The sequence below is a fragment of the Novosphingobium sediminis genome, from assembly GCF_007991615.1.
In the GTDB taxonomy this organism is placed as follows: domain Bacteria; phylum Pseudomonadota; class Alphaproteobacteria; order Sphingomonadales; family Sphingomonadaceae; genus Novosphingobium; species Novosphingobium sediminis.
Map to the genome: position 1 here is coordinate 14,479 of NZ_BJYR01000018.1, position 12,282 is coordinate 26,760.

11 protein-coding genes and 1 other RNA gene are annotated in these 12,282 nt (G+C 65.3%); 5 read left to right on the forward strand and 7 right to left on the reverse strand.

The features are described from left to right. The first annotated feature begins 21 nt into the window (after positions 1 to 21). Positions 22 to 1,593, forward strand: a complete 1,572-nt coding sequence (gene tig / locus NSE01_RS13330; protein WP_147160137.1) for a trigger factor — start codon at positions 22 to 24, stop codon at positions 1,591 to 1,593. Positions 1,594 to 1,868: 275 nt separating this feature from the next. Beyond that, the gene (locus tag NSE01_RS13335; RefSeq protein WP_147160138.1) at positions 1,869 to 2,534 is read left to right on the forward strand and encodes a hypothetical protein; all 666 of its coding nucleotides are present in this window, start codon (positions 1,869 to 1,871) and stop codon (positions 2,532 to 2,534) included. 155 nt (positions 2,535 to 2,689) lie between these two features. Here the strand turns inward: NSE01_RS13335 and NSE01_RS13340 are convergent, their stop codons facing one another. After that, a complete protein-coding gene (locus NSE01_RS13340; protein ID WP_147160139.1) occupies positions 2,690 to 4,186 on the reverse strand; it encodes an amidase in 1,497 nt (498 codons plus the stop codon). Between the two features lie 193 nt (positions 4,187 to 4,379). On the opposite strand from NSE01_RS13340, the gene clpP reads away from it, so the two are divergent. Both clpP and clpX read left to right on the forward strand, forming a co-directional pair. Next, positions 4,380 to 5,090, forward strand: coding sequence for an ATP-dependent Clp endopeptidase proteolytic subunit ClpP (gene clpP / locus NSE01_RS13345; RefSeq protein ID WP_147160140.1), 711 nt, complete (start codon positions 4,380 to 4,382; stop codon positions 5,088 to 5,090). A 147-nt stretch (positions 5,091 to 5,237) separates the two neighbouring features. Continuing rightward, positions 5,238 to 6,494 (forward strand): ATP-dependent Clp protease ATP-binding subunit ClpX, encoded by a 1,257-nt coding sequence (clpX, locus tag NSE01_RS13350; protein ID WP_147160141.1) that lies wholly within the window; start codon positions 5,238 to 5,240, stop codon positions 6,492 to 6,494. Between the two features lie 73 nt (positions 6,495 to 6,567). On the opposite strand, the gene NSE01_RS13355 is transcribed toward clpX, so the two are convergent. The 6 genes from NSE01_RS13355 to NSE01_RS21935 form a co-directional block, all read right to left on the reverse strand. After that, the gene (locus tag NSE01_RS13355; protein ID WP_147160142.1) at positions 6,568 to 7,275 is read right to left on the reverse strand and encodes a superoxide dismutase; all 708 of its coding nucleotides are present in this window, start codon (positions 7,273 to 7,275) and stop codon (positions 6,568 to 6,570) included. Positions 7,276 to 7,343: 68 nt separating this feature from the next. Next, positions 7,344 to 8,303 carry a cation diffusion facilitator family transporter gene (locus tag NSE01_RS13360; RefSeq protein ID WP_147160143.1) on the reverse strand — a complete coding sequence of 320 codons (960 nt, stop codon included), beginning with the start codon at positions 8,301 to 8,303 and terminating at the stop codon, positions 7,344 to 7,346. A gap of 58 nt (positions 8,304 to 8,361) precedes the next feature. Beyond that, positions 8,362 to 8,793, reverse strand: an RNA gene (gene rnpB / locus NSE01_RS13365) — RNase P RNA component class A. A 7-nt stretch (positions 8,794 to 8,800) separates the two neighbouring features. Further along, entirely contained in the window at positions 8,801 to 9,505 is a 705-nt protein-coding gene (locus NSE01_RS13370; RefSeq protein WP_147160144.1) for an N-acetylmuramoyl-L-alanine amidase, read from the reverse strand. Between the two features lie 15 nt (positions 9,506 to 9,520). Continuing rightward, a complete protein-coding gene (locus NSE01_RS13375; RefSeq protein ID WP_147160145.1) occupies positions 9,521 to 10,177 on the reverse strand; it encodes a histidine phosphotransferase family protein in 657 nt (218 codons plus the stop codon). A 143-nt stretch (positions 10,178 to 10,320) separates the two neighbouring features. Further along, positions 10,321 to 11,106 (reverse strand): Mov34/MPN/PAD-1 family protein, encoded by a 786-nt coding sequence (locus NSE01_RS21935; RefSeq protein ID WP_307725988.1) that lies wholly within the window; start codon positions 11,104 to 11,106, stop codon positions 10,321 to 10,323. A gap of 189 nt (positions 11,107 to 11,295) precedes the next feature. On the opposite strand from NSE01_RS21935, the gene NSE01_RS13390 reads away from it, so the two are divergent. Further along, a complete protein-coding gene (locus NSE01_RS13390) occupies positions 11,296 to 12,249 on the forward strand; it encodes an RluA family pseudouridine synthase (protein ID WP_147160146.1) in 954 nt (317 codons plus the stop codon). Positions 12,250 to 12,282 lie beyond the last annotated feature (33 nt).

The window sequence follows — 12,282 nt, forward strand, 5'->3', positions numbered from 1 at the left end:
TACAAGAAGGTTGGATCACAGATGCAGATCGTCGAAACCAGCAATGAGGGCCTCAAGCGCGCCTACGCCCTGACCATCGCCGCGAATGATATCGCCGCGCTTGTCGAGGGTGAGGTCAAGAAGATCACGCCGCAGGTCCGCATGCCCGGCTTCCGCCCCGGCAAGGTTCCCGCGAACCTCGTGCGCAAGATGCATGGCCCCGCGCTGCACCAGCAGGCGCTGGAAACCTCGATCCGCGATGCGATGGACAAGCTTGTCGCCGAAAAGGGCCTGCGCCCCGCGACGCAGCCTGATGTCTCGCTGGCCGAGGGCTACGAGGAAGGCAAGGATGCCGAGCTCACCGTGGCGCTGGAAGTGCTGCCCGAGATCACCGCGCCTGCCATCGACGGCATCAAGCTGGAACGCCTGATCGTCGAAGTGAGCGATGCCGAGGTGGACGAAGCCGTCGGCCGCATCGCGCAGGGCCAGAAGCGCTACAACGATGCGCCCGAAGGCACCGTTGCCGCTGATGGCGACCAGCTCATCATCGATTTCGCCGGCTCGATCGACGGCGTTGCTTTCGATGGCGGCACGGCTGAAGACCAGCCGCTCGAGCTTGGCTCGGGCCGCTTCATCCCCGGTTTCGAGGAACAGCTCGTCGGCGTGAAGGCGGGCGACGAACGCACGATCACCGTGACGTTCCCCGCCGACTATCCGGCCGAAAACCTCGCCGGCAAGGACGCCCAGTTTGCCTGCACCGTGAAGGCGGTGAAGCAGGCGGCTGACTTCGTTGCTGACGACGAGTTCGCCAAGTCGCTCGGCCTTGAAAGCATCGAGCAGCTGCGCGGCCTCATCAAGGGCCAGATCGAGCAGGAAAACGGTGGCCTGACCCGCACGGCGATGAAGCGCGCGCTGCTGGATCAGCTTGCCGCCGGCCACGATTTCGCGGTTCCGCCTTCGATGGTTGAAGCCGAATTCGCGCAGATCTGGCAGCAGCTGACGACCGAAGCAGCGAAGGAAGAAGATCCCGCTGCCGCGCTCGCCGAGATCGAGGGTGAGAAAGACGACTACCGCAAGATCGCTGAGCGCCGCGTGCGCCTCGGTCTGCTCCTCTCGGAAATCGGCCAGGCCAACGGCGTGCAGGTGACCGCGCAGGAAATGGAGATGCTGATGCGCCAGGCCGCGCAGCAGTACCGCGAGCAGGACCGCCAGCGCTTCATCGACTACATCCGTTCGGATGCTCTCGCCGCCGCCCAGCTGCGTGCGCCGCTCTATGAGGACAAGGTCGTCGACTTCCTGTTCGACAAGGCCGATGTCACCGAGCGCAGCGTGACCCGCGAGGAACTGCAGGCGGTGATCGAAGCTGACGAGACCGGCAAGCCGGCTGAGGCTGCTCCTGCCAAGGCCGCGCCGAAGAAGGCTGCCAAGAAGGCCAAGGCCGAAGAAGCTCCGGCCGAGGAAGCCGCTCCGGCTGAGGAAGCTGCCGCTCCGAAGAAGAAGGCTCCGGCCAAGAAGAAGGCTGCCGAGGCTCCGGCCGAAGACGCTGCTCCCGCCGAGGAAGCGGCTGCTCCGAAGAAGAAGGCCGCGCCCAAGAAGAAGGCTGCGGACGCCTGATTTTCGCCGCAAGGTATTGAAAAACCTAAGGGGCGCTCTGGCAACGGGGCGCCCTTTTTGGTGTGCTTACGGCATCCGTATTCGCCCGAATTGACCCGGCGAATCAGTGCGTGAGAGATTCGGGCAGGATCGGCTTCTGGGAGGGACTCCCGATGCATACCGTTCGTAATCGCCTCGCTTCCCGGCCTCCGGTCGCAATACCTTCTTCATGCGTATCCAAGCTTCCGGCCCACGCCGCCAAGCGGCTAAACCTCGCCTCAGTTGCTGGCGGCTCAATGGCAATTCCGCTTGCCGTGGCGGACGAATGCGGCCTGATCGAGCAGCGGCGACCGAAGCGCCGCAATCCAAAGGGCAAGAAAGCGCGCAAGGCTGCCGCACGGCTCGCGGAGGTGCGTGCAGTGCCAGTGCTGGATCCGGCCTCACGCGCGGGGATCGAGAAGCCTCGCCGCACCAAGTCTGCCGCCAAGAAGGGCGCGGCGCGCAGCAAGCCGGCCAAGGCTGTCCGGCCCGAGCAACTCCCGGCGATCCCGGCGGCAAGCCCGGTGCAGGGGACGTTCAGCCCGCCGGTGAAGCTGCTTGCCGCACCGGCGTTGAGCCTGCCCGTGCGGCTCGAACCCCTTGTCGAGCAAGTGGCGGTCCCGAGGCCTGTGCTGCTGCTGCCGCCACCCCAGCCTGAACCCGGACCTGAGCCGGAACTCATCGCCGCACTCGCCGATGCGCCGCTGCCGAAGGCGCGCGCGCTGGTTCCGGCGCGGCGGCAGGGAATGGTCGATGTGATCGCCTTTCTGCTGCGCGATTCGGGTCGCCGCCTCGCCCGCTGGTCGGCGCAGCGGAAGAAGACCCGTGAGGAATGCGCCGCCCTACGGGCAGCGAAAGCACGCCAGATCAATTTGGAGCGAGAGCTTGAAGCGCTCGATGTGCTTCGCCGGAACCGGGGTTAATCCCGGCCAGACCTCTTACCCAACCCGCTGATGCTGAGCTTGCCGAAGCATCATGCGCAGCCGTTGCTCCAGCACCCTTCGACAAGCTCAGGGTGAGCGGGATGGGGGCAACCAAGCGGGAGCTGGGACTTCCGGACTACGGGGGGCTCTGGAGTTTACTCTCCCCAGCGCTTCAGTGCAGGCTTGGGCACTGGCACCGTCCGGGCGCGTTCGTAGGCGGCGCCGGCTTCCAGCACGCGCTTGTCGTCCCACTTCGCACCCATGAACGAAAGGCCCATCGGCAGCCCCTCGACTGCGCCCATCGGCACGGTGAGGTGCGGGTAACCGGAGATCGCGGCGAGGCTGCCCATGCCGACGTCGATTGAATGATCCCCCGTCACGAGATCGATTGCCCAGGCCGGCGGCGCGGTGGGGGCGATCAGGAACGAGACGCGGTTGTCGGCCAGCAGCTTGTCGATGCCGTCCACCCCGGCCAGCCGCAACGAGTTTGCGCGCGCCTTCTGGTAGACCGCAGTGTCGGTCATCGCCTCGGCTTCGTCGAACTCGTCCTGCGGGAACCAGCGGAGTTCTTCCGGGTGCGCCTTGTTGAAGGCGATGGCATCGGCCAGCGTGCGCGCAGGTGGGGTGTCCTTGAACGAGGACGCCGGGACCGACTGGAGATAGGCGGCCAGATCGGTGCGCAGCTCGTAGAGCAGCACGGTATATTCATCGCGGCCCATTTCGCCGGGCGGGGTGTAGTCGATGTCGACCAGCACCGCGCCTGCCGCCTTGAGATCATCGAGCGCCTTGTCGAACAGGGCGATCACCTTGGGATTGTTCCCGACGGCCTTGCGCAGCACGCCGAGTCGAACGCCTTTGAGGCTGGAAGCGGCAAGCCCGGCGGCGAAGTCGGTCTTGTGCGCATCGGCCTCGGCGGTGGCGGGGTCTGCCGGGTCAGTGCCGGCCATCGCAGTGAGCATGAGGGCTGCATCGCGCACGCTCGTGGTCATCGGGCCGACCGTATCCTGGCTATGGCTGATCGGCACGACATGGGTGCGGCTGATCATGCCGACGGTGGGCTTGAAGCCGACAATGCCGTTGAGGGACGCGGGGCAAGTGATCGAGCCATCGGTCTCGCTGCCGATCGCGCCCCACGCCATCCCCGCCGCAATCGCCGCGCCGCTGCCCGAGGAGGAGCCGCAGGGCGAACGATCAAGCGCGTGTGGGTTGCGCGTCTGCCCACCCACCGCGCTCCACCCGCTGGAGGACTGGCCCGAGCGCATGTTGGCCCACTCGGAAAGGTTGGTCTTGCCCAGCACGACGACACCTGCCGCGCGCAGGCCCACCATGAACGGCGCATCGCGGCCCGCAAAGTTGTCCTTGAGAAGCAGGCTGCCGGCCGTCGTCGGCATGCGGTCGGCGGTCTCGACGTTGTCCTTGACGAGAATGACCTTGCCGGCGAGCGGCCCCGTCACCGATTTCGCTGCCGCTTCGGCCTTCGCGGCATCGGGATTGAGCGCGATCACGGCGTTGATTTTCGGTCCCGCCTTGTCGATCGCCTTGATGCGCGCGAGGTAGGTGGCGACGGTTTCCTGTGCATGAACGGCAGGCGCGGCGAGCGCGGTAGCGGCGAGAAGGACGGCGGAAACGGCTTTGGCGGCAAGTCTGGACATGGAGCACCCCTGACGAATTTGAGGGGAAGCTGCGGCGAACGGTGCGCCTGTGCAAGCGCATGGAGGGGCAATTCGGGCCGATTTCGCCGATCTTGCACCACTTTTCTCCGCTAGTTCTTCGGATGCGCGGTTAACGCCCTTGAACATCCCGTCGTGGCACGCGACATAGGTCAGGCTTAGCAAAGAGGACTCCATGCTCGATCTTTACGGCGCACACGGCGCATCGGTTTACGGCAATCAGGGACGCTTCACCCAGGATCCCATCACCGGGGCGCTCGTGCCGGTGGTGGTCGAGCAGACCAGCCGCGGCGAACGCAGCTTCGATATCTTCTCGCGCCTGCTGCGCGAACGCATCGTTTTCGTGACGGGCGAGGTCGAGGATCACATGGCTTCGCTGATCGTGGCGCAGCTGCTGTTCCTTGAGAGCGAGAACCCCTCGAAGGACATCGCGATGTACATCAACTCGCCCGGCGGCGTGGTGACGGCTGGCCTCGCGATCTACGATACGATGCAGTACATCCGCCCGCGCGTCTCGACCGTGTGCATCGGCCAGGCTGCTTCGATGGGCAGCTTCCTGCTCGCTGCGGGTGAGCCGGGCATGCGCATCGCGCTCCCCAACGCGCGCATCATGGTCCACCAGCCCTCGGGCGGCGCGCGCGGCATGGCCTCGGATATCGAGATCCAGGCGCGTGAAATCCTGCGCATGCGCTCGCGCATGAACGACCTTTATGTGAAGTTCACCGGCCGTTCGCTCGAGGAAATCGAGAAGGCGATGGACCGCGATACCTTCCTCGAAGCCGATGAAGCGCTGAAGTTCGGACTCGTCGACAAGGTCTACGAATCGCGGCCTGCATCGGAGCAGACCGGAGTCGAGGATGGTTCGGGCGGCGCGCCCACTGCATGATTAGGGCCTGAATCCAATATTTTGCCCTAAAATGACAGGATATTGGGTCAGGGATTGTTCGCTATTTTCGTGTTCGGTTGATTAATGCCCTCCGGGTAGTAGGATAATCGGGCCCGCCCCTCGTGGAGGGGCGTCTGGGATACAGGAATGACCAAGCTTTCCGGATCGGATACCAAGAGCACGCTGTACTGCAGTTTCTGCGGCAAATCGCAGCACGAAGTGCGCAAGCTCATCGCCGGCCCCACCGTGTTCATCTGCGATGAATGCGTCGAGCTGTGCAACGACATCATCCGCGAGGAGACCAAGGCCGGCCTTGCCGGGAAGAAGGACGGCGGCGTCCCCACGCCGCGCGATATCTTCGTCACGCTGAACGATTACGTGATCGGGCAGGACCGCGCGAAGCGCGTGCTCTCGGTCGCGGTGCACAACCACTACAAGCGCCTCAAGCACAGCGGCAAGGGCGGCGACGTCGAACTGTCGAAGTCGAACATCCTGCTCGTCGGCCCCACCGGCTCGGGCAAGACGCTGCTCGCGCAGACGCTGGCGAAAACCTTCGACGTGCCCTTCACCATGGCCGACGCGACGACGCTGACCGAAGCGGGCTACGTGGGTGAAGACGTCGAGAACATCATCCTCAAGCTGCTCCAGGCCTCTGACTACAACGTCGAGAAGGCGCAGCACGGCATCGTCTACATCGACGAGATCGACAAGATCAGCCGCAAGGCCGAGAATCCTTCGATCACGCGCGACGTTTCGGGCGAAGGCGTGCAGCAGGCGCTGCTCAAGCTGATGGAAGGCACCACCGCGAGCGTGCCGCCGCAGGGCGGGCGCAAGCATCCGCAGCAGGAATTCCTGCAGGTGGACACGACCAATATCCTTTTCATCTGCGGCGGCGCTTTTGCCGGCCTTGAAAAGATCATCTCCGACCGCCTGCAGAAGCGCTCGATCGGCTTCGGTGCGCATGTCGCCGATCCGGACAAGCGCAAGGTGGGCGAGCTGCTCCAGAAGGCGGAGCCGGAAGACCTCCTCAAGTTCGGCCTGATCCCCGAATTTGTCGGCCGTCTGCCGGTGATCGCGACGCTGAACGACCTCGACATCGAGGCACTGGTCAAGATCCTGCGTGAGCCTAAGAACGCGCTCATCAAGCAGTACCAGAAGCTGTTCGATCTCGAAGACGTGGCGCTGACCTTCACCGACGAGGCGCTTGAGGCGATCGCCAAGAAGGCCATCGAACGCAAGACCGGCGCACGCGGCCTGCGCTCGATTGTCGAAGGGCTGCTGCTCGATACGATGTTCGATCTGCCGACGCTGGAAGGCGTGACCGAAGTGGTGGTCGACAAGGACGTCGTCGATGGCCGCAAGGAGCCGGTTCAGGTTCTGAAGGGCAAGGAAGAAGCGGCTTAGTCAGCCGCTCTCACCGAGTGAACATTGATCGCCCGCTGGTGGAAGCCAGCGGGCGATCTGCTTTTGCGGTGTCTTAGACCGCCACCTTCGCAAACCGCGCATCTGCAGCCGCCCACGTTGCGGCGGCCATGAAGGCGTCGACGTAGGCGGCGGCCTTGGCACCGTAGTCCATGGCGTAGGCGTGTTCGTACATGTCCATCGCGAGGATCGGCACGCCGCCCGCAAGGGTCTGGGTGTGGTCGTTCGCCCACTGGTTGGTAAGGCGGCCATCGTGCGGGGACCATTGCAACAGCACCCAGCCCGAGCCGCCGCCGAGCGCCTTGCCCATCGCGGAAAACTCCGCCGCCCAGCGCGCGAAGCTGCCGAAATCACGCTCGATTGCGGCGCCCAGTTTCGCGCCCGGTTTGCCGCCGGTGCCGAGGCACGAGAAGTAGACTTCGTGGAGGATCATCGAGTTCCATGCGAGCAGTTCCTCGCGCTTCAGGCCATTGAGCATGAAGCCGGGCGCGGTCGCCATGTCGAGCTTGGCAAGTTCGCCCTTGATTGCGCCGATGCGCTTTACCGCGCCGACGTAGTTGTTGTCGTGGTGGCTGGTGAGGAGCTTGGCGGAAAGGCCGGGGATCGTGGCCGGATCGAACGGCAGCGGAGCGGGTGCGGGCGCGAACACCGGGCCGATGGGAGCGGGTGCGGTCTGGGCGGCAGCAGGCAGCGCGCTGGCGGCAGCGGCGGTGAGAGCGGCGGTCAGGGCAGTGCGGCGATCGAGGGAACTGGCAACAGACATGGGGGAGGCTCCTACCTGGGGCATGGCAAGAGAGTATCGGCCCCCGCGCGGGGTTGTCCAGCGCCCTCCTAGGCGACTTGCGCGCGCGGCTGGCAGGCGGGCGCGCAGGCGTGACCGGCGTGGTCGGTCGTCTCGATCTGGACTGTGGCGTGGCAGATGCCGAAGTCGTGCTCCAGCGTGCGGGCGAGGACGGTCAGGAAGGCATCGCCGGGGTGGCCGGCCGGCATCACGAGATGCGCGGTCATCGCGGTCTCGGTCGTGCTCATCGGCCAGATATGGAGATCGTGGACCGCGCTGACGCCTGGCAGTGCCTCCAGATGATGCTCGACAGCGTGGCAATCGACCGAGGCGGGCACGGCGTGAAGGCCCATCTTGAGCGAATCCTTGGCAAGGCCCCACGTGCCCCATGCGATCACGCCAACAATGACGAGGCTGGTGGCGGGATCGATCCACCACGCGCCAGTCAACGCGATCAGCGCGCCTGCACCGACTACACCGGCAGAAACCGCTGCGTCCGAGGCCATGTGGAGGTAGGCGCCGCGAATGTTGATGTCGTGCTCCCGCCCGCGCAGGAAGAGGAGCGCGGTCAGCGTGTTGATCGCGATGCCTATCGCGGCAACGATCATGACCGGCCCGGCTGCTACCGGTTCCGGTGCAATCAGGCGGTGGATCGTCTCGACAAGGATCGCTCCCAGCGCGAGCATCAGCAGCGCGGCGTTGAACAGCGCGGCGAGGATCGAACTCGACTTGTAGCCATATGTGAAGCGCGCCGAGGGCGGGCGGGCTGCCAGCACGCTGGCTGCCCAGGCCACGGCGAGGCTGAGCACATCGGAAAGGTTGTGGCCCGCATCGGCAACGAGCGCCATCGAACCGGCGAGAATGCCGTATGTCGCCTCGATCAGGACAAAGCCGGAATTGAGCGCGATGCCGATGGCGAAGGCGCGGCCGAAGCTGGCGGGGGCGTGATGGTGATGCCCGTGGCCATGCCCATGATGATGGTCGTGGTGGTGATGATGCGCGCCGGACATTTGCCGCTTCCTAGCGCCTCACGTCGGCGTAGGAAAACGGTTTGATCGTGTTGATACAATTGCCAGGGGGCCTGTAAGCCGGGTTCTGTAGCGCGGACGGTATCGCACAAGTCGACCGTATCCGCACTGGCAGCCATTCCTCTAGGCGGCCCGTTGCCGAGCGCGCTCAAGCGACCAACCCGGACTGCTGGCCCGAAACAGGCCTGCTCCTAAGAGCGCGCAGTCCCTATTCGGTCTTGCTCCGGGTGGGGTTTGCCATGCCGCTCCTGTTGCCAGTCGCGCGGTGCGCTCTTGCCGCACCCTTTCACCCTTGCTGCCCATTCCTGGGTTAGCGGTCTGCTCTCTGTGGCACTTTCCCTTGCCCCGGACTAGGTCCGTGACCGGCGGGCGTTACCCGCCACCCTTGTTTCGTGGAGCCCGGACTTTCCTCGGCCCCGCTATCCTTCGACAAGCTCAGGATGAGCGGGAACGCGGCTGCCCGGCCCCCTGGCGAGGGGTCACCTAGCACGCCCGACGTCGCGTTCCAACAAAAGCTCGAACAGCAGCGCGCCGATCTGCCCGTCGACCTCACCATCGATGCGCGAGGGGCGCCAGCGGCGCTGGAAGGCGCGGACGGCAGCTTCGGGATCGGTGATATCGTACCCGAAGCGTTCGAGCGCGAGGTAGAAGGCGCCGGGGTTGTCGAACACCAGCTGGATCGCGAGCTTGGGCTTGGCGAGCGCCAGCCGGTAGCGCGCGAGGAGATCCCACGGGAACAGCTCGCCCGGATCCTCCTTGCGCGCCGGGGCGATGTCCGAGTGGCCGACGATATTGGCGCGGGGGATATCGTGGCGCTTCACGATATCGGCCAGCAGCGGGAGCAGCGCTTCCATCTGGGCCTCGGGAAAGGGCCTATAGCCGAACTCGTGGCCCGGATTGACGAGCTCGATACCAATGCTTGCGGAGTTCACATCGGTAATCCCGCGCCAAGACGAGCGGCCCGCATGCCAGGCGCGCTTGGCTTCGTCGACGAGGCGGATAACGGTGCCATCTTCGTCGATCATGTAGTGCGCGGAAACTTCTGCGGCGGGATCACACAGCCGTTCAAGTGCTTCGGCGGCGGTGCGCATGCCGGTGTAGTGCAGGACCACCATCGAAACGGGCAGCTTGCGCTCGTTCCAGTTGGGCGAGGGGACCTCGCGGTGGACCAGCCAACGGTTCATCGGCGCTCTCGATCCTCAGGCGGCAGCCGGCAGCATCGCCCCCATGACGAGAGCTTCTGGCGCGGCGTGGTACTGGATCGTGCCGCCGATCGCGTCGACCAGCTGGCGCAGCATCGCGGCGGGCGCGGTGCGGCTGGAGAGCTCTTCCGGCGGCAGGTGGCCTTCGAGCGCGAGGCCGACATTGCGATCGAACACGACGCGGGCGCCGGTGGCGCGGATCACGATTTCGCTGCAGGGCTTTGCGCCATCGGTGCGCAGTTCGGCGGCGATATCGAGCGTGCCGCCGCGCACCAGCGCCTCGATGCCGATCAGCGCGAGGTTGAGCAGGGTCTTCACCGCAGGCTTGGGCAGGCTGTCTCCGGAGAGCGCCCAGTTGGCCTGGATGCGGCCATTGTTGCCGACCAGCGCATCGATCAGCGCGCGCGGTTCGGCCAGCGGAACCATATCGCCGAAGCCGCCCGCCGCCCCGAAGGCGAGGCGGAAGAAGCGCAGCTTGTCCGCCGAAATGCGCGCGCTCTGCTCCAGTAGCTCGAAACACTTTTGGCGCATTTCGGGGTCCTTCTCCTCGGCGAGGAGTTCAAGACCATTGGTGAGCGCGCCGACGGGGGAGAGCATGTCGTGGCACAGGCGCGAGCAAAGCAGGCTGGCGAGATCGAGCGAATCGGTGGTCATGTTCAGAATTCGGGCCTTTTCGCTGAATAGGTTGACACAGTTGACACTGTCCTGAGGGAAACGCGCGGGGGCCCAGCCGGAGCCGCGGCGAACCCGTCGCGAAGCGCAGAGGCAAGGGTCGGGCATGACATCACTAACCTGCCTTAACTCTCCTTGATCGCATAGGAAAGCGCTTCGAACCCTGATGGCGCATCGCGCCAAAGGCTGATTTCGCCAGCCGCGGCAATCGCCCAGATCCGCCCATCGCCCGCGGCCATGGCGGCGTCGGTCGCGGAGGGGCGGGCAAGGCCATTGGGGTGCGAGTGGAAATAACCGACGAGTTGCGGGCCGCCCGCCCGCGCGGCCTTGTGCGCGGGGATCAGCGCTGCGGGATCGATCTCGAAGTGGCGTGCCGGTTCGGGGTGGACATTGGCGGTGGGCTGGGCCGCTACGATATGGGTCGGAGTGCCGAGTAGGAGGCCGCAGGCTTCGTTGGGCACTGCCTTGGCTGCGGCGTGCAAGATTGCGGCATGGGCGGATGGGGTAAGGGTTATGGGGGCTGGCGTTGTGAGCGGTGGTTCGACAAGCTCACCACGAGCGGTTCTTTGTTTTTCAGTGAGATTTACCCCGCCCCGCTCATCCTGAGCTTGTCGAAGGATGTTGGCGCTACCCCGCCGGTTGCGGGCCAGTTCGGAAACCAGCTCCCAATCTCCCGCAATCAGCGCTTCCTTCTTCGCCCGGCTCCACCCCTTCAGCTTGCGTTCGGCCGCAAACGCCTCATCACGTGTTGCGAAGCGTTCTGACCAGACAAGGGTTACCGGACGGCGGCGCGCGGTGTAGCCGCCGGTGGTGCCGGCCTCATGCTGGCCGATGCGCTGTTCCAGATTGTCAGTGTGTCCGGCGTAGTAGGAGCCATCAGCGCAGCGGACGAGGTAGGCATGGAAGTCCATGCTGCTGGGCTAGCGCGGTGTGAGGTGCTTCGTCCATCGACAAGCTCAGGATGAGCTCAGCATAAGCGGGACTTGTGTGTTCTGCATAACCAAACCCCGCTCATCCTGAGCCTGTCGAAGGATGCTGGCTCGACGGTCGGGTCTCAAACTCTTGCCCCCCCGGCCTCCACCCCCCATATCGCACCAACCATGGGGGCATGTGAAACGATCATCGAGGGCGTCATTCCAGCCGGCGGGCTGCGGCTCGACCGGGCGCTGGCGGATGTCTCGGGCCTCTCGCGCGAGCGGGTCAAGGCGCTGATGGACGAAGGCCGGGTGGCGCTGGCCGGGAAGACCGCGGCGCAGGCTTCGCTCAAGCCAGCCGAAGGCACGCCCTTCACCATCCGCGTCCCCGAAGCCGTGCCTGCCGAAGCGGCGGCGCAGGATATTCCGCTGAGTGTGGTTTACGAAGACGCGCACCTGATCGTCATCGACAAGCCGGCGGGGCTGGTGGTGCATCCGGCGGCGGGCAATGCCGATGGCACGCTGGTCAACGCGCTGCTGCATCATTGCCGGGGCCAGCTTTCGGGCATCGGCGGTGTGGCGCGGCCGGGGATCGTGCACCGGATCGACAAGGATACTTCGGGGTTACTGGTCGTCGCCAAGACCGATGCGGCGCACGAGGGGCTGGCAAAGCAGTTTGCCGACCATTCGATCCACCGCGTTTACAAGGCTGTGACGACCGGGGTGCCCGTGCCCGCTTCCGGCACGGTGCGCGGCGCGATCGGGCGCAGCGACCAGGACCGCAAGAAGATGGCGCTGGTGGCGGATGGGCGCGGCAAGCACGCGGTAACGCATTACCGGACCATTGAAGTGTTGAGCGGCGCCGCGCTGATCGAATGCCGGCTCGAGACTGGGCGAACCCACCAGGTGCGCGTTCACCTTGCATCAATCGGCCATGCGCTAGTGGGGGATCCTGTCTATGGACGTCCATCTTCCCAGCACAAGCCATTGCTCGCCCGGCTCGGCTTTCGCCGGCAGGCCCTGCACGCCGCCGAGCTTGGCTTCATCCACCCGGCGAGCGGCGAGTCGGTGCGCTTCACCAGCCCGACGCCCGTCGATCTCAGCACGCTCATTGTCGAACTGGGAGGGCATGGTGGCTGACGGCGCTCTATGGATCAAAGGTGCAATGCCCCA

Excerpts from the sequence above, each read along its gene's own strand:
- tig (WP_147160137.1), top strand. The coding sequence starts at position 22 with ATGCAGATCGTCGAAACCAGCAATGAGGGCCTCAAGCGCGCCTACGCC.
- NSE01_RS13335 (WP_147160138.1), top strand. The coding sequence starts at position 1,869 with ATGGCAATTCCGCTTGCCGTGGCGGACGAATGCGGCCTGATCGAGCAG.
- NSE01_RS13340 (WP_147160139.1), bottom strand. The coding sequence starts at position 4,186 with ATGTCCAGACTTGCCGCCAAAGCCGTTTCCGCCGTCCTTCTCGCCGCT.
- clpP (WP_147160140.1), top strand. The coding sequence starts at position 4,380 with ATGCTCGATCTTTACGGCGCACACGGCGCATCGGTTTACGGCAATCAG.
- clpX (WP_147160141.1), top strand. The coding sequence starts at position 5,238 with ATGACCAAGCTTTCCGGATCGGATACCAAGAGCACGCTGTACTGCAGT.
- NSE01_RS13355 (WP_147160142.1), bottom strand. The coding sequence starts at position 7,275 with ATGTCTGTTGCCAGTTCCCTCGATCGCCGCACTGCCCTGACCGCCGCT.
- NSE01_RS13360 (WP_147160143.1), bottom strand. The coding sequence starts at position 8,303 with ATGTCCGGCGCGCATCATCACCACCACGACCATCATCATGGGCATGGC.
- NSE01_RS13370 (WP_147160144.1), bottom strand. The coding sequence starts at position 9,505 with ATGAACCGTTGGCTGGTCCACCGCGAGGTCCCCTCGCCCAACTGGAAC.
- NSE01_RS13375 (WP_147160145.1), bottom strand. The coding sequence starts at position 10,177 with ATGACCACCGATTCGCTCGATCTCGCCAGCCTGCTTTGCTCGCGCCTG.
- NSE01_RS21935 (WP_307725988.1), bottom strand. The coding sequence starts at position 11,106 with ATGGACTTCCATGCCTACCTCGTCCGCTGCGCTGATGGCTCCTACTAC.
- NSE01_RS13390 (WP_147160146.1), top strand. The coding sequence starts at position 11,296 with ATGGGGGCATGTGAAACGATCATCGAGGGCGTCATTCCAGCCGGCGGG.